The sequence below is a fragment of the Pseudomonas sp. GW823-FHT02E01 genome (assembly GCF_058797535.1).
In genome coordinates, this window is record NZ_JBXAJS010000005.1 from 339619 (window position 1) to 363522 (window position 23904).

The window sequence follows — 23904 nt, forward strand, 5'->3', positions numbered from 1 at the left end:
CACTCACGAATCAATGTGGGAGCGAGCTTGCTCGCGATGGTCGTGAACGATAACGCGGGGAGCCTGGTTCCCCGCAGTGTTCATGATTCCATCGTCGGAACGCCGCCCGGAGCAAGCTCGCTCCTACAAGGACTTCAGCACATAAAAAAACCGGCCTCGAAGGCCGGTTTTTTTATACCTGGAACGCCTTACAGAGCGGCAGCGTGCTCGGTCAGGTAAGCAGCAACGCCTTCTGGCGAAGCGTTCATGCCTTTGTCGCCTTTTTTCCAGTTGGCAGGGCAGACTTCGCCGTGCTCTTCGTGGAATTGCAGAGCGTCGACCAGACGGATCAGCTCTTCCATGTTACGGCCCAGCGGCAGGTCGTTGACGATCTGCGAGCGGACAACGCCTTTGTCGTCGATCAGGAACGCGCCACGGAAAGCCACGCCATCAGCGGACTGAACGTCGTAGGCCTTCATGATGTCCTGCTTGATGTCGGCAGCCATGGTGTAGCGAACCTGGCCGATACCGCCATTGTTCACTGGAGTGTTGCGCCATGCGTTGTGGGTGAAGTGCGAGTCGATCGAAACAGCGATCACTTCAACGTTGCGTGCCTTGAAGTCAGACATGCGGTTGTCCAGAGCGATCAGCTCGGACGGGCAAACGAAGGTGAAGTCCAGTGGATAGAAGAACACCAGGCCGTATTTGCCTTTGATCGCCGAGGACAGGGTGAAGCTGTCAACGATCTCGCCATTGCCGAGTACGGCCGGTACGGTGAAGTCAGGGGCTTGTTTGCCTACGAGTACGCTCATTGGATATCTCCTGGTGTAATAGCGTGAGAAACAGGGTTCGCATCAGCCTGCCACCCTGAGGCGACAGCCCTGTGACACGATCCCCGGTCGCAAAAGACCGGCCATCATACACCGCGTGTTTGAGCTGGCTTAGCTGTTTTTTCCCCGTACGATGAAATCCCCGCCGGTTTTGGATCACCGATTTGCCAGGCAGACCGTTCGTCAGCCATACCCGTTTATGACGAAAAGTGCTCTGAAACCACTTTGACAATCATTCTCGTTAACATTAAGATCCATCGCAATTGAGTCACAATCAGCGACGGTCCTTCCCTATGTATGTTTGCCTCTGCACTGGCGTCACCGACGGTCAAATCCGCGATGCGATCTATGAAGGATGCTGCAGCTACAAGGAAGTCCGTGTGGCCACCGGCGTTGCGAGCCAGTGCGGCAAATGTGCCTGCCTCGCCAAGGAAGTGGTCCGCGAGACCCTGACCAAACTGCAAACGGCCCAGGCTGCAATTCCTTATCCAGCAGAATTTACCGCGGCTTAAACACCGAATTTCAAAGAACCGGACATATGTCCGGTTTTTTTATGCCTCAAAATCAACTAGTTATGCTCTAGACGCGGAACACAAACATTCTTATTCCGATTAATTTTCATTTAAGTTTCAATAACTTAGGTTTGACACTATTAAATACGAGGCTCAAACTCTGCTCTATTGACAGCTAATACAGGGCAGGACCCCATCATGAAAGGCGACGTTACAGTCATCCAGCATCTCAACAAGATCCTCGCCAATGAGCTGGTCGCGATCAATCAATACTTCCTGCATGCGCGCATGTATGAAGATTGGGGCCTGAACAAGCTCGGCAAGCACGAGTACCACGAATCCATCGACGAGATGAAGCACGCGGACAAGCTGATCAAGCGCATCCTGTTCCTTGAAGGCCTGCCGAATGTCCAGGACCTGGGCAAGCTGCACATCGGCGAGCACACCAAGGAAATGCTTGAGTGTGACCTGCGTATCGAGAAAACCGGCCATGCCGATCTCAAAGTGGCTATCGCGCATTGCGAAAAAGTTGGCGACTTCGGTAGCCGTGAACTGCTTGAAGATATCCTCGAGTCCGAAGAAGAACATATCGACTGGCTGGAAACCCAACTGGGCCTGATCGATAAAGTGGGCCTTGAGAACTATCTGCAATCGCAGATGGGCGAAGACGAGTAAGTTCTACGCCATTAATCTCGATGCAATAAAAAGCCCCGCCCTCTTTCGAGTGGCGGGGCTTTTTATTGCCTGCTCTTGTAGGAGCGAGCTTGCTCCGGGCGGCGTTCCGACGATGGTCGTTAACGATAACGCTGGGAGCCTGACACCCAGCGGCGTTCTTTAGTCCATCGCGAGCGAGCTCGCTCCTACAGGAAGCGAATCAGGCTTCGGTCTTTGGAGCAGCAGCCTTGGCGGCGGCGTCCTTGATCAGGCTCTGCAGCGAACCGTCAGCAGCCATTTCAGTCATGATGTCGCTACCGCCGACCAGTTCACCGGCAACCCACAGCTGTGGGAAGGTTGGCCAGTTGGCGTATTTTGGCAGGTTGGCGCGGATTTCCGGGTTCTGCAGGATGTCCACGTACGCAAACTTTTCGCCACACGCCATCACGGCCTGCGCGGCTTTCGCGGAGAAGCCGCACTGCGGGGCATTCGGCGAGCCTTTCATGTAAAGCAGAATGGTGTTGTTGGCAATCTGCTCTTTAATCGTTTCGATGATATCCATGGAGCACCTCGGCTGAACTTTCCGACTCATGGGTCGGCACGGTGGCGCATTGTAACGGAAAGCCGAGCGCCCTGCTCGGTCTCTCCGTCTGACTGATTCACGCCGCCACCACGATCACCGGCACACCATTGAGCGCGGCATTTCCCGACAGTTCGTCAATCTGGCGTTCGTCGGTCAGGTCGTTGGCGCTGGAGCCCGGTTGACTGCTGGCAATCGACATTTGCACGCCCGGCCGCGCGTGCCCCCAGCCGTGAGGCAGGCTGACCACGCCTTTCATCATGTCCAGACTGCCAAGCACTTCGACTTCGATCACACCCACCCGCGAACTGACCCGAACGCGCTGTCCGTCGCTGAGCCCGCGACTGGCCAGATCGTCCGGATGCATCAGCAACTGGTGACGTGGCTTGCCCTTTACCAACCGATGATAGTTATGCATCCATGAATTGTTGCTGCGTACATGCCGGCGGCCAATCATCAACAACTCGTCGGCGGCCGGCGCCTTCAAGGCTGCAAAGCGCGCCAGGTCAGCGAGAATCGCCGCAGGCGCGGCCTGGATGCGTTGATTGGCTGTCTTCAGGCGTGGCGTCAGGTTAGGCTTGAGCGCGCCCAGATCGACGCCATGGGGATGATCGAACAAAGTCGCCAGCGACAGCTTGTGCTCTGAATTGTCGCCGTACATTCCCATGCGCAAGCCGCGATCGATCATTTGCGCAGGGGCGATGGTGGGCTTCAGTTCTTTGCCGGTCCTGACGGCAAATGCCTTGGCCAGGCCGACGAAAATCTCCCAGTCGTGCAATGCACCTTGGGGTTTGGTGAGGATGGCGCGGTTGAAACGGCTGACGTTGCGCACCGCGAACAGGTTGAACGTGGTGTCGTAATGGTCGTTTTCCAGCGCCGATGTGGACGGCAGGATCAGGTCGGCGTAACGCGTGGTTTCATTGATGTACAGGTCGATACTGACCATGAACTCCAGCCCGTCCAGCGCCTGTTCGAGTTGTCGGCCATTGGGTGTGGACAACACCGGATTGCCCGCCACGGTGATCAGCGCGCGGACTTGCCCTTCCCCTTCAGTGAGCATCTCTTCGGCCAGCGCCGAGACAGGTAGCTCTCCGGCGTACTCCGGGCGCCCGGAAACCCGGCTCTGCCACAGATTGAAATGCCCGCCCGAGGTCGACGCCACCAGATCCACTGCTGGCTCGGTACACAAGGCACCACCCACGCGATCGAGATTGCCGGTGACCAGGTTGATCAACTGCACCACCCAATGGCACAGAGTACCGAAGGCCTGGGTCGAGACGCCCATGCGGCCATAGCAGACTGCACTCGGTGCCGCGGCGAAGTCCCGCGCCAACTGGCGGATCTGTTCGGCCGGTACGGCGCACAACGGACTCATGGCCTCGGCAGTGAACGGTGCGACGGCCTCCCGTACGTCCTCCAGGCCGTCCACCGGCAGATGACTGTCGCGGGTCAGACCTTCAGCGAACAAGGTATTGAGCAGGCCGAACAACAGCGCTGCATCACCACCCGGGCGTACGAACAGATGCTGGTCGGCAATCGCCGCCGTTTCACTACGGCGCGGATCGACCACCACCACCTTGCCACCCCGGGCCTGTATCGCCTTCAAGCGTTTCTCCACATCCGGCACGGTCATGATGCTGCCGTTCGAAGCCAGTGGATTGCCACCCAGGATCAGCATGAAATCGGTGTGGTCGATGTCCGGGATCGGCAGCAGCAGACCGTGGCCGTACATCAAATGACTGGTCAGGTGATGGGGCAATTGATCGACCGACGTCGCGGAAAACCGGTTGCGGGTTTTCAACAGGCCGAGGAAGTAATTGCTGTGGGTCATCAACCCGTAATTGTGCACGCTCGGGTTGCCCTGATAGACCGCCACCGCGTTTTGCCCGTGATGCGCCTGAATGGCGGCGAGGCGTTCGGCGACCAGATTGAATGCCGCTTCCCACTCGATGGGCTGCCATTCATTGCCCACCCGCTGCATCGGCTGATGCAGGCGATCCGGATCGTTCTGAATGTCTTGCAACGCCACGGCCTTGGGGCAGATGTGCCCACGACTGAACGTATCCTGGGGGTCGCCCTTGATCGAAGTGATCTGGACGTTACCGCCTTCGACCCTGGTGGTTTCGATGGTCAGGCCACAGATGGCTTCGCACAAATGGCACGCACGGTGATGGAGAGTCTTGGTCATGGCCAGTCTCTGTCTTGTTATGGGCGGGCAACGTAGGCCGCGGAAACAAAACTATGGCGCCAGAGCCGCCGACACGCCAGCGACGTTCGTCTTGTGAATCGAGGGTTATCAGGCCAGCCGATGGCCCTCCGAGTTCAGTTCGAAGGCAGCCTGGGCGGCGTCTGCAACTGAATTTCCTGAAGGGTTTCAATCGGTCCGTGGGGGCCATGCGCGCCGGTCTGCTCGCCGATCAGGCGCCAGTGCACATCAAGTCCGGCGCTGATGAATGACAAGTCAAAAACCGACTGTCAGCGCACCATTGCCGCCGCGCCTGATTGCCAAGCCCCGAGGGGCCGGTGTACAAATGAACCGCCGCTATCAGGAAACAGGCTTCAAAAGCGCTACCTCGGTAAACCCGTAGCACCTCTGAAACTCCCTAAAAACTGTAGCCCTATTGGTAAGACGCGACATTTAATTATAAGATCGCGCCTTCCCCTATTTCGTCGCCCCGTGCGGCTTACGCCGCAGGTCTCGCCCGTTGTTCCGTTAAACAAGGCTTTGAGCATCTGCGGTTTGTAGCAAAAGGTAGTCAATGATGAGCGCAAGGCACTTTCTCTCCCTGATGGATTGCACGCCCGAAGAGCTGGTCAGCGTGATCCGTCGAGGCGTTGAGCTCAAGGACCTGCGTAACCGCGGCGTACTGTTCGAGCCTCTGAAAAACCGCGTCCTGGGAATGATTTTCGAGAAATCCTCGACTCGTACCCGGATCTCCTTCGAGGCCGGCATGATCCAGCTCGGCGGGCAGGCGATCTTCCTGTCGCCACGTGACACCCAACTGGGTCGTGGCGAGCCGATCGGCGACTGCGCCATCGTCATGTCGAGCATGCTCGATGCAGTGATGATCCGTACCTTTGCCCACAGCAACCTGACCGAATTCGCCGCCAACTCCCGCGTACCGGTGATCAACGGCCTGTCCGATGACCTGCACCCGTGCCAGTTGCTGGCCGACATGCAGACCTTCCTCGAACATCGCGGCTCCATCCAGGGCAAGACCGTGGCCTGGATTGGCGACGGCAACAACATGTGCAACAGCTATATAGAAGCGGCGATCCAGTTCGACTTCCAGTTGCGCGTAGCCTGCCCGGAAGGCTATGAACCCAACCCGGTGTTCCTGGCCAAGGCCGGCGATCGGGTCACCATCGTTCGCGATCCGAAGGAAGCCGTGCGTGGTGCACATCTGGTGAGCACCGACGTCTGGACCTCCATGGGCCAGGAAGAGGAAACCGCCAAGCGTCTGCAACTGTTCGCGCCGTATCAGGTCAACCGCGCCCTGCTCGACCTGGCCGCTGAAGACGTGCTGTTCATGCACTGCTTGCCAGCGCACCGCGGCGAGGAAATCAGCATCGACCTGCTCGATGACAAGCGCTCGGTGGCCTGGGATCAAGCCGAAAACCGTCTGCACGCGCAAAAAGCCCTGCTCGAGTTCCTCGTCGAACCGGCGTATCACCACGCATGAGCCAGCCATTACTGCTCAACCTGCGCAACCTCGCCTGCGGCTATCAAGACCAGCGCGTGGTGCAGAACCTCAACCTGCACCTGAACGCAGGCGACATCGGTTGCCTGCTGGGCTCGTCGGGCTGCGGCAAGACCACCACCCTGCGGGCGATTGCCGGTTTCGAACCGGTGCACGAAGGCGAAATCCAGCTGGCTGGCGAGACCATTTCCAGCGCCGGCTTCACCCTTGCGCCGGAGAAACGTCGCATCGGCATGGTGTTCCAGGACTACGCGCTGTTTCCGCATTTGAGCGTGGCCGACAACATCGCCTTCGGCATTCGCAAGCATCCGCAAAAGGATCGCGTGACCGAAGAGCTGCTGGAACTGGTCAACCTGAAGAATCTCGGCAAGCGTTTCCCCCACGAGCTTTCAGGAGGTCAGCAGCAACGTGTCGCACTGGCCCGTGCCCTGGCGCCGGAACCGCAACTGCTGTTGCTCGACGAACCCTTCTCCAACCTTGATGGCGAGTTGCGCCGCAAGCTAAGCCATGAAGTACGCGACATCCTCAAGGCCCGTGGCACCAGCGCGATTCTGGTGACTCACGACCAGGAAGAAGCCTTCGCGGTCAGCGACCACGTTGGAGTGTTCAAGGAAGGTCGCCTGGAACAGTGGGATACGCCCTACAACCTGTATCACGAACCCCTGACACCTTTTGTCGCGAGTTTCATCGGCCAGGGCTATTTCATTCGCGGTCAGTTGAGCAGCCCAGAATCGGTGCAAACCGAACTGGGTGAGCTGCGCGGCAATCGGGCCTACACCTGGCCGGTAGGTGGCGCCGTGGATGTGTTGCTGCGCCCGGACGATATCGTCTATGCCCCGGACAGCGCACTGAAGGCGCGAATTGCCGGCAAGACGTTCCTGGGTGCAACGACCCTGTATCGCTTGCAACTGCCGACAGGCGCACAGCTGGAGGCGATCTTCCCGAGCCATGTCGATCGTCAGATTGGGGCGGAGGTGGGTATTCGTGTCGCGGCTGAACACCTGGTGCTGTTCCAGGCGTCCGGCAGCACGGCGGCGCAGATTCCAGCTGTTGAATCAGGTGTCCGGCGCTACAGCACGGCCAACTGATACACCCCCCCTCTGTAGGAGCGAGCTTGCTCGCGAAAAACGTCTGGATAACGCGTTCATTCCGGTTGCACGCGTTATCGTTGACGTCCATCGCGAGCAAGCTCGCTCCTACAGTGGGTTTGCGTTATCCCAGCATCAGCGTGCCACTGGCAACCAGGGTCGCATTGCCGCCGATCCTCACCCGATCGTCTTCCAGTTGGCAGAACAATTCCCCACCCCGCGCCGAACGCTGAAAAGCCGTCAGGCTCGACTTGGCCAAACGCTTTGACCAGTACGGAATCAGAAGGCAATGGGTCGATCCGGTCACCGGGTCTTCATTGATGCCGATTGCCGGGGCGAAGTAGCGGGAAACGAAATCGTGCTGCTCGCCCCGCGCCGTCACGATGGCACCCAGCCATGGCAGTTTCGCCAGGGCCACCATGTCCGGCTTGCAGTCGAGCACGGCTTGCTCCGACTCCAGCACCACGAACAGCTCATTTGAAGCCAGTACCTCAACAGCCTTCACGCCCAGTGCACGCTCGATGTCCGAGATCACGTTCACCGGCGATGCAGTGATCGCCGGGAAATCCAGCCACAGCCGCCCACCTTCACGGGTCACGCCCAACGGGCCGGATTTGCAGGTGAAGTCCAGTCGCTCGACGGGCTCCTTATAAATATCGAACAGCACATGAGCGCTAGCCAGCGTCGCGTGACCGCACAATGGCACCTCGGTGGTCGGTGTAAACCAACGGATGTGCCAGCCCTGCCCTTCACGCACGACAAACGCCGTTTCGGCGAGGTTGTGTTCGGCGGCAATCTTTTGCATCAACTCATCGGCGAGCCATGTGTCGAGCCGATAGACCATCGCCGGATTGCCGCTAAATGGCTGATTGCTGAACGCGTCGACCTGATGAAACTCCAGTTGCATAAGCTTCTCCCTTTTGTCAGACCGTCGAGCATGCCGTGCTGACCAAACCGGCACCAGTGACAGAGCAGGCTGATTTTCACCATACAGCGCTGCGCGGACTCCGATGATGTTCACGCACGGCCGATATCGGCAAATCTGGCCTGGGTGTGCTCGGCCAGCACCGCCGGTGCCAGTTCGACTTCCAGCCCACGCCGCCCCGCACTGACAAAAATGCTGGCGAAGGGCTGGGCCGAATTATCAATGAAGGTACGCAAGCGCTTTTTCTGCCCCAGCGGACTGATCCCGCCCAACAGATAGCCGGTAGAGCGCTGCGCTGCCGCCGGGTCGGCCATTTCGACCTTTTTCACGCCCGCGGCGTGGGCCAGCCCTTTCAAGTCCAGGCTGCCGACAACCGGCACCACGGCCACCAGCAACTCGCCCTTTTCACTGGCCGCCAGCAAGGTCTTGAACACCTGCGCCGGATCGAGCCCGAGTTTTTCCGCCGCTTCCAATCCGTAGGAGGCGGCCTTGGGGTCATGTTCGTAACTGTGTACGCGATGTTCGGCCCGAACCTTTTTCAACAAATCCAATGCGGGGGTCATGACAGCTCCAGACTGGGCGGCAGAAGAAAAATACTGCGCCCGATTCTAGGACATTGATCATTAAAAGGCTCTACGGCGGCGCATTCATGACGCCATTGCCTGGCCACCCCATTCCTCAACAACCCGGTCATTCATACAGCGAATAGTTTCTTTGTGACCGACGGTTCACTTTCGACCTTTGACAGCAGCGTTTCTTGTCTATATTTTTTCGTTTATGAAACTGTACGAAACGTCCTACCGCTGCACCCAGCAGTAAACCGCGACCAGGATGGGGATCCTGCCTCGGCGAAAACCGCGCTCCGACCATGATGGAAAAAGCGCCAGACAACAAAAAAAATGAGGTTTCAATGACAACTGCTTTACAACAACCGTCGCTCTCGAGCCAATGCATGGCCGAGTTTCTGGGTACGGCGCTGCTGATCTTTTTTGGTACAGGTTGCGTTGCCGCGCTCAAGGTCGCGGGTGCCAGTTTTGGCTTGTGGGAAATCAGCATTATCTGGGGTGTCGGCGTCAGCATGGCGATCTACCTTACCGCTGGGGTTTCCGGGGCTCATCTGAACCCTGCCGTCAGCATTGCCCTGAGCATTTTCGCGGACTTCGAAAAACGTAAATTGCCTTTCTACATACTCGCCCAAGTGGCGGGTGCCTTCTGTGGAGCGCTGTTGGTTTACACGCTCTACAGCAATCTATTCTTCGAATTCGAACAAACGCACCATATGGTTCGCGGCACTCAAGCCAGCCTCGAATTGGCCTCCGTGTTCTCCACCTTCCCGAACCCGGTGCTGACCACCGCCCAGGCATTTCTGGTCGAGGTGATCATCACGGCCATCCTGATGGGCGTGATCATGTCCCTGACCGATGACAACAATGGCCTGCCCAAAGGCCCGCTGGCACCGCTGCTGATCGGCCTGTTGATTGCGGTGATCGGTAGCTCGATGGGACCGCTGACCGGTTTTGCCATGAACCCTGCGCGGGACTTCGGCCCTAAACTGATGACTTTCTTCGCTGGCTGGGGTGAAATTTCCTTCACTGGCGGACGCGATATCCCGTATTTCCTGATTCCTGTTTTTGCACCGATTGTCGGTGCCTGCCTCGGTGCTGCCGCCTATCGCGGGCTGATTGCCCGCCATCTGCCCAGCGCCGTACCTGCTACAAAGGATGCAACAGCTGCCATTGACGGCAAACCCAGAACTTCTTGATACCGTTGGCGCGTGCCCCTGCCCTTTGATCGCGCGCCAGACCTCACTCCCTTATTTCGTCCAAGGCAATCGACATGACCGACACACAGAATAAGAACTACATCATTGCCCTCGATCAGGGTACGACCAGCTCCCGCGCGATCATTTTCGACCGCGACGCGAACGTGGTCTGCACCGCCCAACGGGAGTTCGCACAGCATTACCCGCAAGCCGGCTGGGTCGAACACGATCCGATGGAAATCTTCGCGACCCAAAGCGCCGTGATGGTCGAGGCCCTGGCACAAGCCGGCCTGCACCACGACCAGGTGGCGGCCATCGGCATCACCAACCAGCGCGAAACCACCGTGGTCTGGGACAAGAACACCGGCCGCCCGATCTACAACGCCATCGTCTGGCAGTGCCGACGCAGCACCGAGATCTGCCAGCAGCTCAAGCGCGATGGCCACGAGCAATACATCAGCGACACCACCGGCCTGGTCACCGACCCGTACTTCTCTGGCACCAAGCTCAAGTGGATCCTCGACAACGTCGAAGGCAGCCGCGAACGCGCGCGCAACGGTGAGCTGTTGTTCGGCACCGTCGACAGCTGGCTGATCTGGAAATTCACCGGTGGCAAGGTGCATGTCACCGACTACACCAACGCGTCGCGCACCATGCTCTTCAACATCCACACCCTGGAGTGGGACGCGAAGATGCTGGAGGTCCTCGACATCCCGCGTGAGATGCTCCCGCAAGTGAAGTCTTCTTCGGAAATCTACGGTCACACCAAAAGCGGTATCGCCATCGGCGGCATCGCTGGCGACCAGCAAGCCGCCCTGTTCGGTCAGATGTGCGTCGAGCCAGGCCAGGCGAAAAACACCTACGGCACTGGCTGCTTCCTGTTGATGAACACCGGCGACAAAGCCGTTAAGTCCCAACACGGCATGCTCACCACCATCGCCTGCGGCCCACGTGGCGAAGTGGCCTACGCGCTGGAAGGCGCGGTGTTCAACGGCGGCTCCACAGTGCAATGGCTGCGTGACGAACTGAAGATCATCAACGACGCCCACGACACCGAATACTTCGCCAACAAGGTCAAGGACAGCAACGGTGTGTACCTGGTGCCGGCCTTCACCGGTCTTGGTGCTCCCTACTGGGACCCGTACGCCCGTGGCGCCTTGTTCGGCCTGACCCGCGGCGTGCGCGTAGATCACATCATTCGCGCAGCGCTGGAATCGATTGCCTACCAGACTCGCGACGTGCTCGACGCCATGCAACAGGACTCCGGCGAACGCCTCAAGGCCCTGCGCGTGGACGGCGGCGCGGTGGCGAACAATTTCCTGATGCAGTTCCAGGCCGACATCCTCGGCACGCAGGTCGAGCGTCCGCAAATGCGCGAAACCACGGCACTGGGTGCAGCTTACCTGGCAGGTCTGGCCTGCGGCTTCTGGGGCAGCCTGGAAGAGTTGCGCGGCAAGGCAGTGATCGAACGCAAGTTCGAGCCGACGCTGGATGAAACGGCGAAGGAAAAACTCTACGCGGGGTGGAAAAAAGCGGTCAGCCGTACCCGCGATTGGGCGGCTGAAGACGAGACTGAATAAGCCAAGACGCAGGCTCGTATCTGTATGTAACTGGTCGGGAGCAGATTCCTGCGGCATCATGGGCAAATTTTGCACGGCAGCCCAAAGGACGCCCCATGAATCTGCCTCCCCGTCAGCAGCAAATCCTCGAACTGGTCCGCGAACGCGGCTATGTCAGCATCGAGGAAATGGCCACGCTGTTCGTAGTTACCCCGCAGACCATTCGCCGCGACATCAATCAGCTCGCGGAAGCCAATTTGTTGCGTCGCTACCACGGCGGCGCGGCTTACGACTCCAGCGTTGAAAACACCGCCTACGCCATGCGCGCCGATCAGATGCGCGATGAAAAACAGCGTATCGGCGAAGCCATTGCCGCGCAGATTCCCGACCATGCCTCGCTGTTCATCAACATCGGCACGACCACCGAATCCATTGCCCGGGCACTGCTCAACCACAGTCACCTGAAGATCATCACCAACAACCTGCACGTCGCCTCCATGCTCAGCGCCAAGGACGATTTCGATGTCCTGCTCACTGGCGGCAACGTGCGGCGCGACGGTGGCGTGGTGGGTCAGGCCAGTGTCGACTTCATCAATCAGTTCAAGGTCGATTTCGCCCTGGTCGGCATCAGCGGCATCGATGAAGACGGCAGCCTGCTGGACTTCGACTATCAGGAAGTGCGGGTATCCCAGGCGATCATCGCCAATGCCCGGCAAGTGATCCTCGCGGCCGACTCCAGCAAGTTCGGGCGCAACGCCATGATTCGCCTGGGGCCGATCAGCCTGGTCGACTGCCTGGTCACCGATCAGCAGCCCTCCCCGGCGCTGGCGCAGTTGTTGAACCAGCACAAGGTTCGGCTGGAAGTCGTTTAACCCCCCTCCTTCCCCCGTGGCGAGGGGGCTTGCCCCCGTTGGGCTGCGAAGCGGCCCTAAAACCATTCAGCCGAGTTCAGACAGGCACATTCATAGCCCCAACCTGCGACGGCTTCGCCGTCGAGCGGGGGCAAGCCCCCTCGCCACAAAAGCAGCCTGCAACCTTTCAATGTTCGTAAATTTTCCTTTAACGGCCCTTCGATGAGTATTTTCAATCGAAGCTGACTGGCTGTGGGCGTCTTTATGGGCTAGTATTTTCGCAAATGAACATTAATGTTCGAATTCAAATACAGAACATCAAAGAATTCCGAGGCCGAGCCGATGCCCACTTCCACCTTGCCTACGCCCCCTCTCGCCGAGGTCTACGATATCGCCGTCATCGGTGGCGGGATCAATGGCGTGGGGATCGCAGCGGACGCCGCCGGACGCGGTCTCTCAGTGTTCCTTTGTGAAAAGGATGACCTGGCCAGCCATACCTCGTCGGCCAGCAGCAAGCTGATTCACGGTGGCTTGCGCTACCTCGAACATTACGAATTCCGCCTGGTGCGTGAGGCCCTGGCTGAACGCGAAGTGTTGTTGGCCAAGGCGCCGCACATCGTCAAGCAAATGCGTTTCGTATTGCCGCACCGCCCACACCTGCGCCCGGCGTGGATGATTCGTGCCGGTCTGTTCCTCTATGACAACCTGGGCAAGCGCGAGCAACTGCAAGGTTCGAAAAGCCTGAAGTTCGGCCCCGACAGCGCGCTCAAAAGCGAAATCACCAAGGGCTTCGAATACTCCGACTGCTGGGTCGACGACGCCCGCCTGGTGGTGTTGAACGCCATGGCCGCCCGGGAAAAAGGCGCCCACGTTCACACCCAGACCCGCTGCGTCAGCGCTCGTCGCACCAAGGGCCTGTGGCACCTGCACCTGGAGCGCGCCGATGGCAGCCTGCTTTCGATCCGCGCCAAGGCATTGGTCAATGCGGCCGGGCCCTGGGTCGCCAGGTTCATTCGCGATGACCTGAAGATGGAATCGCCTTACGGCATCCGCCTGATCCAGGGCAGCCACCTGATCGTGCCGAAACTGTACGAAGGCGAACACGCGCACATCCTGCAAAACGAAGATCAGCGCATCGTGTTCACCATTCCGTACCTGAATCACTTCACCCTGATCGGCACCACCGACCGCGAGTACACCGGCGATCCGGCGAAGGTTGCAATTACCGACGGCGAAACCGATTACCTGTTGAACGTGGTCAACGCCCATTTCAAAAAGCAAATCAGCCGCGAGGACATCCTGCACAGCTATTCCGGTGTGCGCCCGCTGTGCAACGACGAATCCGACAACCCGTCGGCCGTGACCCGCGATTACACCCTGGCGCTGTCCGGCACTGGCGAAGAGGCTCCGTTGCTGTCGGTGTTCGGCGGCAAGCTCACCACCTATCGCAAACTGGCCGAGTCGGCGCTGGCGCAACTGGCACCCTACTTCAAGCACATCCAGCCAAGCTGGACCGCAAGCGCCACGCTGCCGGGCGGTGAAGACATGACCACCCCGCAGGCCTTGAGCTCACGTATCCGCGACAAATTCGACTGGGTACCAAGCAATATTGCTCGCCGCTGGGCCACCTCCTACGGCAGCCGTACCTGGCGCATGCTCGAAGGCGTACAGGACCTCAGCGATATGGGCGAGCATATCGGCGGCGGTCTCTACACCCGCGAGGTCGATTACCTGTGCAGTGAAGAATGGGCCACTACCGCACACGACATCCTCTGGCGGCGCAGCAAGCTCGGCTTGTTCACCACAGCCGCGGAGCAGGAAAAACTCAAGGATTACCTGAACAAGGTCGAGCAAAACCGCAACAAGATCGAAGCGGCCTGAACACGATCCGGATAAACGAAAGCCCCTGAATCTCACGATTCAGGGGCTTTTTCGTATCGATGGATTTCAGTCGCGCAAATCCGATTCATGAATGGGCTGCTCACGGTGAGTCGCCCGCTGATATTGCGCCGGCCACACGGCCTTGTGCCCGCCCAGGTCGTCGTCCGCGTGGAGCGCCCAGTACGGATCGCGCAACAACTCACGGGCCAGGAAGATGATGTCCGCCTGACAGGTGCGCAGGATGTGCTCGGCCTGGGCCGGTTCGGTGATCATGCCGACTGTGCCGGTGGCCATGCCCGACTCCTTGCGCACCCGCTCGGCGAAGCGGGTCTGGTAACCGGGGCCTGTGGGAATTTCGGCATTGACTGCCGTCCCGCCCGACGAGACGTCGATCAGGTCGACCCCCAAGGCTTTGAGGCGGCGGGCCAGCTCTACGGTTTCATCGGGGTTCCAGCCGTCTTCCACCCAGTCGGTGGCCGAGACCCGGACAAACACCGGCAACTCTTCAGGCCACACCGCACGCACCGCTTCGGTGACCTGCAGCACCAGCCGAATACGATTTTCGAACGAACCGCCATATTGATCGCGACGCTGATTGCTTAACGGCGACAGGAATTGATGCAACAGGTAACCATGGGCCGCGTGCACTTCGACCACTTTGAAACCGGCCGTCAGTGAGCGCTTTGCCGCATCGACAAAGGCCTGGATCACTTTGGCGATCTCGTCGTCATCCAGTTGTTTGGGTTGGGTGTGCTGCGGGTCGAACGCAATCGGCGAAGGTCCGACCGGTACCCAGCCGCCCTCGTCGGGTTTGACGCTGCCATGCTTGCCGAGCCACGGCCGGTGGGTGCTGGCCTTGCGCCCGGCATGGGCCAGCTGAATGCCGGCAACGGCGCCCTGGGCGTTGATGAAGCGGGTGATGCGTTGCAGGGGTTCGATCTGTTCATCATTCCACAGACCGAGATCCTCGGCCGTGATACGCCCGTCGGCGGTGACCGCCGTGGCTTCGGTAAACACCAGCCCGGCCCCGCCGATAGCACGGCTGCCGAGGTGGACCAGATGCCAGTCATTGGCCAGGCCATCGGCACTGGAATACTGGCACATCGGCGATACCGCGATGCGGTTGGGCAAAGTCAATTGGCGAAGGGTAAAGGGTTCAAGCAGCAGACTCATGGGGCACCTCTCGAATCAGTGGGCAGGCTCCAGGTTCTGTTTGAATAGTCGACGAGTGACAGGAAAAAGGTACAGCACCCGCCCCCGCGGGCAAAAAATTCGACAAGACGTCACAAGGCCAAAATCAAGCAGTGCTTAGAGCCTAGTCGACATCGAGGGATGTTGCCCCTTGTAGGAGCGAGCTCGCTCGCGATGGACGACAGGACACCGCGGGGTATCAGGCCCCCAGCGCCATCGTTCACGACTATCGCGAGCGAGCTCGCTCCTGCAGGTGTCGGGTCAACGCGGTTCGATGTGGGCAATCATCAATTGAACCGTTTCGTTCCCGCGAAACTCGTTGAGGTCGAGCTTGTAGGCCAGCTCCACCCATTTGATGGTCGGATTCGGCCAGATATCGCGATCGATCCCGAAGGCAATGCCGTCGAGTTTCACCGAACCACATTCACTTTTGAGCACGACTTTAAGATGCCGCTCGCCAACGACGCGCTGCTCGACCAACTGGAACACCCCATGAAACAACGGTTCCGGGAAGTGTTGTCCCCAAGGACCGGCATGCCGCAAGGCACGAGCCAGCTCCAGGTGGAACTCTTCCACCGCCAGGGTGCCGTCCGACAACAGGCGACCAGTCAGATCTTCTTCGCGCAGCTGCCGGCGCACTTCAGCGTCAAAGGCTTCGGCGAACAAGGGGAAATTTGCTTCCGGCAGCGTCAGGCCGGCCGCCATCGCGTGGCCACCGTATTTGGTGATCAGATTCGGATGCTGCGCCGCCACCACGCTCAAGGCGTCGCGGATGTGAAAGCCCTGGACCGAACGCCCCGAGCCCTTGAGCAGGCCATCCCCGGCATCGGCAAAGGCGATGGTCGGGCGGAAATAGCGCTCTTTCATCCGTGACGCGAGGATACCGATGACGCCTTGGTGCCACTCGGGATCGAACAGGCACAAGCCGAACGGCATCGACTCCACCGGCAGATCCTTGAGCTGCGCCAGCGCTTCGCGCTGCATCCCTTGCTCGATGGATTTGCGATCCTGGTTCATGCCGTCCAGTTGCGCCGCCATCTCACGGGCCAGACCTGCGTCTTCGGTCAGCAGGCATTCGATGCCCAGGCTCATGTCGTCCAGGCGCCCTGCTGCGTTCAGGCGCGGGCCGACAATGAAGCCCAGATCGGTGGAGGTGATACGCGCATGATCGCGCTTGGCCACTTCGAGGATCGCCTTGATCCCCGGCCGGGCACGTCCAGCGCGAATCCGCTCCAGGCCCTGATGCACCAGAATCCGGTTGTTGGCATCCAGCGGCACCACGTCGGCCACGCTGCCAAGAGCCACCAGATCGAGCAGTTCGCCGATATTCGGCTGCGGCTTGCTTGTGTACCAGCCCAGCTCGCGCAACCGCGCACGCAGGGCCATCAATACATAGAAAATCACCCCGACGCCGGCCAGCGCCTTGCTCGGAAACTCGCAGCCGGGCTGGTTCGGATTGACGATGGCATCGGCCAACGGCAGCTCGTCACCGGGCAAGTGGTGGTCGGTGACGAGCACCTTGAGCCCGGCCTTTTTCGCCGCTGCCACGCCTTCGACGCTGGAGATGCCGTTGTCGACGGTGATCAGCAAATGCGGCTGACGCTCAAGCGCCACCGCGACGATTTCCGGTGTCAGGCCATAGCCGTAGTCGAATCGGTTGGGCACCAGATAGTCGACATGTGCCGCCCCCAACAGACGCAAACCCAAGGTGCCCACGGTGCTTGCCGTCGCGCCGTCGGCATCAAAGTCGCCGACGATCAGAATGCGCTGACGCCGTTCGAGCGCAGTCACCAGCAGATCCACGGCGGCATCGATGCCCTTGAGTTGCTGGAACGGAATCAACCGCGCCAGGCTCTTGTCCAGTTCCGCCTCGGACAGCACGCCCCGAGCCGCGTACAGGCGGGTCAACAGCGGCGGAATATCACCGAGGAATGGCAGGGTGTCGGGCAGCAGGCGAGGTTCGATGCGCATGGGGTGAAAGATGCTTCTCTTCAATACGTAGGATAAAACCGGGTGACGCGGGGCAGTTGCGAAAAATCAGCCGCGCTCACCGGCCAGCCACTGCAACTGGACTTCGTGCTGACCACGGTCGTCGGTGACGAAGATCGTCCCTTCGCTGATCATCACGTCCCACTTGATGACGCGGGGCATGTCTTTGGCCAGGGTTTCCAGGACTTCCTGAGGCACGGCAGCGATGTTGACGTTCTTCAGGTTTTTCACCGCCGGCACCACTTTGCCCTCCCACACGCGCAGGCTGCCGTAGGCCAACAGGCTGGTACGTTCAGTGCGGCGCGAGCACCAGGTCAGGCGCTCGGCATCCGGCTGGCCGACTTCGATCCAGTGCAGGACGCGGTCATCCAGGCTTTTTTCCCACAAGGCCGGTTCATCCACTTCCGACAGACCACGGCCAAAAGACAACTGCTCGTTGTACCAGAGGGCGTAGGCCAGCAGGCGCACGGTCATGCGCTCTTCGGTTTCCGAAGGGTGACGGGCGATGGTCTGCTTCACGCTCTCATAGACGCTGCGGTCGAGGTCGGTGAGGTTCAGTTCAAACTTGTAGGTCGTGGACGGCTGGGCCATGTACGGGCTTCTTGATACGAGGAAAGGCGGCAAGTCTAACCGATGCGACGGGCAATCCACGAATTGAACACAATCAAGCTGGAGCGTCTGACAGTCGGCTATGTTAAAACGCTCTATCCGCTCAACCTTTGCCCCACAGGATCCAGCATGCCGTTCACCGCCAAACCGCTTTCCGGTCTGAAAGTCATCGAATTGGGCACCTTGATTGCCGGCCCGTTTGCCTCGCGTATTTGCGCGGAATTCGGCGCCGACGTAATCAAGATCGAATCCCCGGACGGCGGTGATCCATTGCGCAAATGGCGCAAGTTGTATGAAGGCACTTCGTTGTGGTGGTTCGTCCAGGCCCGCAACAAAAAGTCCCTGACTCTCAACCTCAAGCACCCCGACGGTCAGGCCATCCTGAAACAGCTGCTGGGTGAGGCAGACATACTGATCGAAAACTTTCGTCCCGGCGTCCTGGAAAAACTCGGCCTGGGGTGGGACGTCCTGCACGCCTTGAACCCGAAACTGGTCATGGTGCGGCTGTCGGGTTTCGGCCAGACCGGCCCGATGAAGGATCAGCCCGGCTTTGGCGCGGTCGGTGAGTCGATGGGGGGCCTGCGCTACATCACCGGTTTCGAAGACCGCCCACCCGTGCGCACCGGCATTTCCATCGGCGACTCGATTGCCGCGCTCTGGGGCGTGATCGGCGCGCTGATGGCCCTGCGTCATCGCGAAGTCAACGGCGGTCTGGGGCAAGTGGTGGACGTGGCGCTGTACGAAGCCATCTTCGCGATGATGGAAAGCATGGTTCCGGAGTTCGACGTATTCGGTTTCATCCGCGAACGCACGGGCAATATCATGCCCGGCATCACCCCGTCCTCGATCCACACCAGTGCCGATGGCAAGCACGTGCAGATCGGCGCCAATGGCGACGCGATTTTCAAACGCTTCATGCTGATCATTGGCCGGGAAGACTTGGCCAACGACCCCCAGCTTGCCAGCAACGATGGCCGCGATGCCCGACGCGACGAGATTTATGGCGTCATCGATCGCTGGGTCAACTCGTTGCCGCTGGACAGGGTGCTGGCGCAGCTCAATCAGGCCGAGGTGCCGGCCAGCCGGATCTTCAGCGCCGAAGACATGTTCAATGACCCCCAGTACCTGGCGCGGGAAATGTTCCTGCAAGCCAAGCTGCCGGATGGCAAAGACTTCAAGATGCCGGGTATTGTGCCGAAACTCTCAGAGACACCCGGGGAATGTGAATGGGTCGGGCCACAACTGGGTGAGCACAACGCACAGGTACTCCAGGAACTTGGCTATGACGCGACGCAGATTGCACAGTTGCGCAAAGACGGAGCCATCTAGGCTGAGGCACCTGCCCGCATGGCCCACTCGACACTGCCCGCCACGCGGCGGGCGGCTGCTGTGCATGCTGGCGATCTTGTTCCTGCTCCCTGGACCGATCCCGTCAGCCCTGGCGCAAACCGGGGAACCCCTGATCTGGCTCAAGCGCGACCTGCCGCCGCTGACGATTTTCGACGGGCCGAAAAAGGGTCTGGGCGTTATCGATCAATTGCTTCCAATGTTGATTGCCGGCATGCCGCAATACCAGCACAGCGTGATGAGGGTCAATCGCGCGCGTGGCCTGCAAATGCTCCACGAACCGTCCCTCGTCTGCGACGCGGCGCTGAACTGGAGCAAGGAACGGGAAAAGTGGATCGCCTTTTCCATTCCGGTCTTCCGCGCCATGAGCAATGGCCTGGCCGTGCGGCGCGTCGACCAGAAAGTGCTGACACCCTTTATCAAGGACGACGAAGTGGACCTGGCAGCGCTGCTCGCCAGCGGTAACGAAAAACTGGGAATTATTGCCGAGCGCAATTACGGCGAATACCTCGACGGACTGCTCAAGCAAGCGCCAGTCGACGCGCTGGCCCCTCATTACGGTAACGACGCCTTGGGCAGCCTGCTGCAGATGCAGCGCCTGGGACGCTTGCGCCTGCTGTTGGGTTATCGCCCGGAAATACGTTACCAGGCCTCGCTGCAAGGCATTGCCGAGGATGAATTGCAGTTCTATCCGATCCGTGGCACGGGCAAATACCTGTCCGGTTATATCGGTTGCACCGACACGCCAAAGGGCCGGCAGGCCATTGTCGAAATCAATCAGGTGTTGCGCACCCTTCCCCGTGAACGCCTAGATGAGGCCTACGCCGCCTGGCTGGATCCCGAAAGCCGCAGCGACTACCTGAAAGACACCAAGGCGTTTTTCGACAATCTGGCGCACCCCTGACAAATCCCGGGCAAAAGAAACCCCGAGAAGTGGGGAGACGACTCGGGGTCAAACGTGGTCTGCTTGGAGACCAGTAGCAGCAAGCTACAAGCACCGGAGCACAATGCTTGATCCTGCTGTTACAAAGTCTGACTGACCTGGGCGCGGGAAGGTTCCCGCAAAAAACCGTTCAATTGCGGCTGGCCAGCAGCTTGTCCTGCGCCGCATTACGCAATGCTGCGATCACACAAGGCTCAAGGCGTCCTTCAGCAATCAGCACGTCGCGATGCAAACCGTCGACCACATCCGTCAGCAGGCGTTTGTCATTCAACTGGGCCTGATTGAACTCGCGCTCGACCACGGTCGCGCCGATAGCATTCTTCAGGGTCACCCGGCATTCGCCACGAATGCCTGACGGGGTCAACGTAACCTGATACGGGCTTAGCGCCTCACCGAGCAACAGACTGATACTTTCCATCCCGATCACCACTCAATAGTCCGAAAACAACGTGCCTGGGGCATGCCTACTACAAATGACCGCTGGCCCGAGAAGAAAGTTCTGGGTACTGACTGCAGGCGAACCTGCAGCCCAGTCAAGAGAGCATGCACGGCGAACATGACAGAGAAAAAACCCAACCATCACGTCTGTCGGGTGCGCCGGGCGATGTCGGCCCATCCCCCCAACAATCCTCGTAGCTGGCCATCCGCCGTATAAAAGGGCACTGTCCACTGGTAGATATCCCTGACACCGTCCTTGAACATCAATTGACGCTCGAAAAAGCGCGTCCTGCGCGTACTCAATTGCGCCATGAACTCGGCATGCAGCAGTTCCGCGGTTTGTCTGGGCATGGCATCGACCTCGATCAACTGCCGCCCCTGCATCCGGTCAAAACGCGTCGACAAGGCGTCCTCATAACTTTTGTTGCACATGATCAAACGCCCTTGCAGATCACGGACAAACATCGGGTCAGGCATGGCATCCATCAGGGCATGCTGGAAGGCGAGCTGATCGCGCAGACTGCTTTGAGCCTCGACCCGTTGCCTGACCACCACCGCCAACCGCCGATTCCAGAGCAGGGACAACAGACCGAACAGGCTGACCACCAACACGCCCCAGCAAACCCACTGGTCAATCCGCTGCCAGAGGCCAGGCGCCTGTGGCGCGGTAGCGCCGCCGAACCACTTCAGGCGAAGGCCGCGCAACTCCTGTTCAGGAAACGCCTCAAGCGCCTTGTTGAGGATACTCAGCAACTGCGGCTGGCCTTTTCGCACCGCCAGATAATCCGCATCCCATTTTCCCGGCACCACGGCGTCGATCTTTAGCCGGCCCGACGGAATAAGCTGGGCGCCGATTTCGCTTTCGATGGTGGCGTAGGCTTCGCCGCTTTCCACCCAGGCACGGGCTTCGGCGTAGGTTTTAACCGAACGCAACTCGATGGACGGATAATTGCGACGGATCATCGCTTCCAGTGCATGCCGGGTCGGCAGCACCAGTACCCGCTTCGCCAGATCCTCCAGCGACTGCACCGGTGGTGCTCCGGCCTGCCCGAGAAAGACCCATCCTGCACCGCCGAACGCATGACTGAAATCGAGAAACGCCTTGCGTTCGTCATTCATCGCCAGGGTCGTACTCAAATCCGCAGCGCCGCTTTCCAGATGGGCCAGCATCTGATCGGTGGAAAAAGACTCTTGGTAAACGAACTGCAACCCCGTCATGTCACTGATGCGCTTGAGCAGGTCACTGTTCAAGCCCGTCCATTGGCCATGTTCATCCTTGAACAGGTACAACGGGTATTCCAGCGCCGTGACCACGACCCGAGGATGCTTGGCCATCCACTGCAACTCCTGGTCATCCAGCACGACCATTGACCGTGCGGCAGACTTCCCACGCTCCTGAATCGATGCAGGGCTTGCCCCTCCCCATTCGGCGATTCCCAGCATGCCGAATAAAAACAGCCAGCGCGCGACTGGCTTGAACACACTTGTAAACAGCATTCCCACGTCCTTGGTGATCCATTCGCCTGTCCCTTCGCGGCGATAACACGACAAGTGTGCATGCAGAAATGAAAAAGCCCGTCAGGAGACGGGCTTCAAAATGTAACAGCGCTGACCGGTTACAGCGGCTTGCCGCGGTTGCCATGCTGGCTGACAAAGGCCTGCACGGCCTTCAGGTCATTTGGCAATACGGTGCAACGTTCGTCTCGCTCAAACAAATCAGAAAGATGTACCGGCAGTTCGAGCGCTTTTCCTACACCGGCTTTTTCCACGGCGTCCGGGAATTTGACCGGGTGGGCGGTGCCCAGGATCACCATTGGAATATCCAGGCTGCGACGGCATTCCCGGGCAGCTTTCACGCCGATGGCTGTGTGTGGATCCAGCACTTCGCCAGTCTGCTCGTAGACTTCGGCAATGGTTTCGCAGGTTTGCGCGTCATCCACGGCCAGCGAGTCGAACAACTTGCGGGCTTCGGTCCAGCGCTCTTGCTCGACGCTGAAACCGCCACCCTGCTTGAACGAATCCATCAGCCCGGCGATGGCCGCGCCGTTGCGACCGTGCAGGTCGAACAGCAGGCGTTCGAAGTTCGACGAGACCATGATGTCCATCGACGGCGACAGCGTGGCGTGCAGGGTGTCCTTGACGTACTGATTGCCGCTCATGAAGCGGTGCAGGATGTCGTTGCGGTTGGTGGCGACGATCAACTGATTGATCGGCAGGCCCATGTTGCGCGCCAGATAACCGGCGAAGATGTCGCCGAAGTTGCCGGTTGGCACCGAGAACGACACCGAACGCGCCGGGCCGCCCAACTGCAGGGATGCGTGGAAGTAGTAAACGATCTGGGCCATGATCCGCGCCCAGTTGATCGAGTTCACCGCGACCAGGCGAGTGCCTTTGAGGAAGCTCTGATCGGCGAAGCTCGCCTTGACCATTTCCTGGCAGTCATCGAAGTTGCCTTCGATGGCGATGTTGTGGATGTTCTCGCCGAAAATCGTGGTCATCTGGCGACGCTGCACCTCGGACACACGGTTGTGCGGGTGCAGGATGAAGATGTCGACGTTTTCGCAGTGCTTGCAGCCTTCGATGGCGGCCGAGCCGGTATCACCGGAAGTAGCGCCTACGATCACCACGCGCTCGCCGCGCTTTTCCAGCACGTAGTCGAGCAGACGACCGAGCAATTGCAGGGCGAAGTCCTTGAACGCCAGGGTCGGGCCGTGGAACAGCTCCAGCACCCATTCGTTGCCGTTCAGCTGACGCAGCGGCGCAACGGCGCTGTGGGCGAACACGCCGTAGGTTTCTTCAAGAATCTTTTTGAAATCGGCGTCTGGAATGCTGCCGGTGACGAACGGGCGCATGACGCGGAAGGCCAGTTCGTGATACGGCAGGCCGGCCCAGGAAGCGATTTCTTCCTGGGTGAAACGTGGCAGGTTTTCCGGGACGTACAGACCGCCGTCGGTGGCAAGACCAGCCAGCAGGACGTCTTCGAAATTCAGGGCCGGTGCCTGGCCGCGGGTACTGATGTAACGCATGACTGACTCCAATGGACAGTGTTCGTAGTGCCGGGCCCG

The 23904-nt window shown here is 59.5% G+C and carries 21 protein-coding genes and 1 pseudogene; 10 read left to right on the plus strand and 12 right to left on the minus strand.

Annotated elements, in window-relative coordinates:
- Positions 1–188 precede the first annotated feature (188 nt).
- On the minus strand, positions 189–791 hold the full coding sequence (locus AC1RDQ_RS14575; protein ID WP_057713433.1) for a peroxiredoxin: 603 nt from the start codon (positions 789–791) through the stop codon (positions 189–191).
- Between the two features lie 311 nt (positions 792–1102).
- On the opposite strand from AC1RDQ_RS14575, the gene AC1RDQ_RS14580 reads away from it, so the two are divergent.
- Both AC1RDQ_RS14580 and bfr read left to right on the plus strand, forming a co-directional pair.
- The gene (locus AC1RDQ_RS14580) at positions 1103–1321 is read left to right on the plus strand and encodes a bacterioferritin-associated ferredoxin (RefSeq protein ID WP_007985869.1); all 219 of its coding nucleotides are present in this window, start codon (positions 1103–1105) and stop codon (positions 1319–1321) included.
- Between the two features lie 198 nt (positions 1322–1519).
- Positions 1520–1996 carry a bacterioferritin gene (gene bfr, locus AC1RDQ_RS14585; RefSeq protein ID WP_057713432.1) on the plus strand — a complete coding sequence of 159 codons (477 nt, stop codon included), beginning with the start codon at positions 1520–1522 and terminating at the stop codon, positions 1994–1996.
- Between the two features lie 199 nt (positions 1997–2195).
- Here the strand turns inward: bfr and grxD are convergent, their stop codons facing one another.
- The 3 genes and pseudogenes from grxD to AC1RDQ_RS14600 form a co-directional block, all read right to left on the minus strand.
- On the minus strand, positions 2196–2537 hold the full coding sequence (gene grxD, locus AC1RDQ_RS14590) for a Grx4 family monothiol glutaredoxin (protein ID WP_007971318.1): 342 nt from the start codon (positions 2535–2537) through the stop codon (positions 2196–2198).
- 97 nt (positions 2538–2634) lie between these two features.
- Entirely contained in the window at positions 2635–4743 is a 2109-nt protein-coding gene (locus AC1RDQ_RS14595; RefSeq protein WP_492587587.1) for a molybdopterin oxidoreductase family protein, read from the minus strand.
- 134 nt (positions 4744–4877) lie between these two features.
- Positions 4878–5015 (minus strand): annotated as a pseudogene (locus AC1RDQ_RS14600) (hypothetical protein); the annotation flags it as partial.
- A gap of 302 nt (positions 5016–5317) precedes the next feature.
- On the opposite strand from AC1RDQ_RS14600, the gene argF reads away from it, so the two are divergent.
- Entirely contained in the window at positions 5318–6238 is a 921-nt protein-coding gene (gene argF, locus AC1RDQ_RS14605) for an ornithine carbamoyltransferase (RefSeq protein ID WP_057713430.1), read from the plus strand.
- Positions 6235–7344 carry an ABC transporter ATP-binding protein gene (locus AC1RDQ_RS14610; RefSeq protein WP_492587588.1) on the plus strand — a complete coding sequence of 370 codons (1110 nt, stop codon included), beginning with the start codon at positions 6235–6237 and terminating at the stop codon, positions 7342–7344. The genes argF and AC1RDQ_RS14610 overlap by 4 nt, the downstream gene beginning before the upstream one ends.
- Positions 7345–7468: 124 nt before the next feature.
- On the opposite strand, the gene AC1RDQ_RS14615 is transcribed toward AC1RDQ_RS14610, so the two are convergent.
- Positions 7469–8251, minus strand: a complete 783-nt coding sequence (locus AC1RDQ_RS14615) for a PhzF family phenazine biosynthesis protein (RefSeq protein ID WP_492587589.1) — start codon at positions 8249–8251, stop codon at positions 7469–7471.
- 110 nt (positions 8252–8361) lie between these two features.
- Positions 8362–8832 carry a Cys-tRNA(Pro) deacylase gene (gene ybaK / locus AC1RDQ_RS14620; protein ID WP_057713427.1) on the minus strand — a complete coding sequence of 157 codons (471 nt, stop codon included), beginning with the start codon at positions 8830–8832 and terminating at the stop codon, positions 8362–8364.
- Positions 8833–9179: 347 nt separating this feature from the next.
- On the opposite strand from ybaK, the gene AC1RDQ_RS14625 reads away from it, so the two are divergent.
- The 4 genes from AC1RDQ_RS14625 (at position 9180) to glpD (ending at position 14322) form a co-directional block, all read left to right on the plus strand.
- A complete protein-coding gene (locus tag AC1RDQ_RS14625; protein ID WP_090457548.1) occupies positions 9180–10031 on the plus strand; it encodes an MIP/aquaporin family protein in 852 nt (283 codons plus the stop codon).
- 74 nt (positions 10032–10105) lie between these two features.
- The gene (gene glpK / locus AC1RDQ_RS14630; protein WP_057713425.1) at positions 10106–11611 is read left to right on the plus strand and encodes a glycerol kinase GlpK; all 1506 of its coding nucleotides are present in this window, start codon (positions 10106–10108) and stop codon (positions 11609–11611) included.
- Positions 11612–11706: 95 nt separating this feature from the next.
- Positions 11707–12462, plus strand: a complete 756-nt coding sequence (locus tag AC1RDQ_RS14635) for a DeoR/GlpR family transcriptional regulator (protein WP_007971301.1) — start codon at positions 11707–11709, stop codon at positions 12460–12462.
- A 321-nt stretch (positions 12463–12783) separates the two neighbouring features.
- Positions 12784–14322, plus strand: coding sequence for a glycerol-3-phosphate dehydrogenase (gene glpD, locus AC1RDQ_RS14640; protein WP_492587591.1), 1539 nt, complete (start codon positions 12784–12786; stop codon positions 14320–14322).
- Between the two features lie 66 nt (positions 14323–14388).
- On the opposite strand, the gene AC1RDQ_RS14645 is transcribed toward glpD, so the two are convergent.
- The 3 genes from AC1RDQ_RS14645 to AC1RDQ_RS14655 all read right to left on the minus strand — a co-directional run bounded on the left by AC1RDQ_RS14645 (position 14389) and on the right by AC1RDQ_RS14655 (position 18093).
- The gene (locus AC1RDQ_RS14645; protein ID WP_150814679.1) at positions 14389–15495 is read right to left on the minus strand and encodes an NADH:flavin oxidoreductase/NADH oxidase; all 1107 of its coding nucleotides are present in this window, start codon (positions 15493–15495) and stop codon (positions 14389–14391) included.
- Positions 15496–15774: 279 nt separating this feature from the next.
- Positions 15775–17484: a single-stranded-DNA-specific exonuclease RecJ gene (gene recJ / locus AC1RDQ_RS14650; RefSeq protein WP_492587592.1), complete on the minus strand. Its 1710-nt coding sequence runs from the start codon at positions 17482–17484 to the stop codon at positions 15775–15777.
- A gap of 66 nt (positions 17485–17550) precedes the next feature.
- Positions 17551–18093, minus strand: a complete 543-nt coding sequence (locus AC1RDQ_RS14655) for a YaeQ family protein (RefSeq protein WP_007971297.1) — start codon at positions 18091–18093, stop codon at positions 17551–17553.
- Positions 18094–18240: 147 nt separating this feature from the next.
- Here AC1RDQ_RS14655 and AC1RDQ_RS14660 point away from each other — a divergent pair, with 147 nt between their 5' ends.
- Positions 18241–19440: a CaiB/BaiF CoA transferase family protein gene (locus tag AC1RDQ_RS14660; RefSeq protein WP_057713422.1), complete on the plus strand. Its 1200-nt coding sequence runs from the start codon at positions 18241–18243 to the stop codon at positions 19438–19440.
- The gene (locus tag AC1RDQ_RS14665; RefSeq protein WP_492587594.1) at positions 19394–20362 is read left to right on the plus strand and encodes a TIGR02285 family protein; all 969 of its coding nucleotides are present in this window, start codon (positions 19394–19396) and stop codon (positions 20360–20362) included. The genes AC1RDQ_RS14660 and AC1RDQ_RS14665 overlap by 47 nt, the downstream gene beginning before the upstream one ends.
- 169 nt (positions 20363–20531) lie before the next feature.
- Here AC1RDQ_RS14665 and AC1RDQ_RS14670 read toward each other — a convergent pair whose 3' ends face one another.
- The 3 genes from AC1RDQ_RS14670 to thrC form a co-directional block, all read right to left on the minus strand.
- A complete protein-coding gene (locus tag AC1RDQ_RS14670; protein ID WP_046041997.1) occupies positions 20532–20819 on the minus strand; it encodes a DUF3509 domain-containing protein in 288 nt (95 codons plus the stop codon).
- A 161-nt stretch (positions 20820–20980) separates the two neighbouring features.
- Positions 20981–22336 (minus strand): transporter substrate-binding domain-containing protein, encoded by a 1356-nt coding sequence (locus AC1RDQ_RS14675; RefSeq protein WP_057713419.1) that lies wholly within the window; start codon positions 22334–22336, stop codon positions 20981–20983.
- Positions 22337–22455: 119 nt separating this feature from the next.
- Positions 22456–23865 (minus strand): threonine synthase, encoded by a 1410-nt coding sequence (gene thrC / locus AC1RDQ_RS14680; protein ID WP_057713418.1) that lies wholly within the window; start codon positions 23863–23865, stop codon positions 22456–22458.
- Positions 23866–23904 lie beyond the last annotated feature (39 nt).

Bases quoted from the DNA above. Each gene is read 5' to 3' on its own strand.
- ybaK (WP_057713427.1), bottom strand. From the start codon at position 8,832: ATGACCCCCGCATTGGATTTGTTGAAAAAGGTTCGGGCCGAACATCGC.
- AC1RDQ_RS14675 (WP_057713419.1), bottom strand. From the start codon at position 22,336: ATGCTGTTTACAAGTGTGTTCAAGCCAGTCGCGCGCTGGCTGTTTTTA.
- AC1RDQ_RS14660 (WP_057713422.1), top strand. From the start codon at position 18,241: ATGCCGTTCACCGCCAAACCGCTTTCCGGTCTGAAAGTCATCGAATTG.
- AC1RDQ_RS14615 (WP_492587589.1), bottom strand. From the start codon at position 8,251: ATGCAACTGGAGTTTCATCAGGTCGACGCGTTCAGCAATCAGCCATTT.
- thrC (WP_057713418.1), bottom strand. From the start codon at position 23,865: ATGCGTTACATCAGTACCCGCGGCCAGGCACCGGCCCTGAATTTCGAA.
- AC1RDQ_RS14655 (WP_007971297.1), bottom strand. From the start codon at position 18,093: ATGGCCCAGCCGTCCACGACCTACAAGTTTGAACTGAACCTCACCGAC.
- AC1RDQ_RS14625 (WP_090457548.1), top strand. From the start codon at position 9,180: ATGACAACTGCTTTACAACAACCGTCGCTCTCGAGCCAATGCATGGCC.
- AC1RDQ_RS14635 (WP_007971301.1), top strand. From the start codon at position 11,707: ATGAATCTGCCTCCCCGTCAGCAGCAAATCCTCGAACTGGTCCGCGAA.
- AC1RDQ_RS14665 (WP_492587594.1), top strand. From the start codon at position 19,394: ATGACGCGACGCAGATTGCACAGTTGCGCAAAGACGGAGCCATCTAGG.
- recJ (WP_492587592.1), bottom strand. From the start codon at position 17,484: ATGCGCATCGAACCTCGCCTGCTGCCCGACACCCTGCCATTCCTCGGT.
- AC1RDQ_RS14595 (WP_492587587.1), bottom strand. From the start codon at position 4,743: ATGACCAAGACTCTCCATCACCGTGCGTGCCATTTGTGCGAAGCCATC.
- AC1RDQ_RS14580 (WP_007985869.1), top strand. From the start codon at position 1,103: ATGTATGTTTGCCTCTGCACTGGCGTCACCGACGGTCAAATCCGCGAT.
- AC1RDQ_RS14670 (WP_046041997.1), bottom strand. From the start codon at position 20,819: ATGGAAAGTATCAGTCTGTTGCTCGGTGAGGCGCTAAGCCCGTATCAG.
- argF (WP_057713430.1), top strand. From the start codon at position 5,318: ATGAGCGCAAGGCACTTTCTCTCCCTGATGGATTGCACGCCCGAAGAG.
- AC1RDQ_RS14610 (WP_492587588.1), top strand. From the start codon at position 6,235: ATGAGCCAGCCATTACTGCTCAACCTGCGCAACCTCGCCTGCGGCTAT.
- glpK (WP_057713425.1), top strand. From the start codon at position 10,106: ATGACCGACACACAGAATAAGAACTACATCATTGCCCTCGATCAGGGT.
- grxD (WP_007971318.1), bottom strand. From the start codon at position 2,537: ATGGATATCATCGAAACGATTAAAGAGCAGATTGCCAACAACACCATT.
- AC1RDQ_RS14645 (WP_150814679.1), bottom strand. From the start codon at position 15,495: ATGAGTCTGCTGCTTGAACCCTTTACCCTTCGCCAATTGACTTTGCCC.
- AC1RDQ_RS14575 (WP_057713433.1), bottom strand. From the start codon at position 791: ATGAGCGTACTCGTAGGCAAACAAGCCCCTGACTTCACCGTACCGGCC.
- bfr (WP_057713432.1), top strand. From the start codon at position 1,520: ATGAAAGGCGACGTTACAGTCATCCAGCATCTCAACAAGATCCTCGCC.
- glpD (WP_492587591.1), top strand. From the start codon at position 12,784: ATGCCCACTTCCACCTTGCCTACGCCCCCTCTCGCCGAGGTCTACGAT.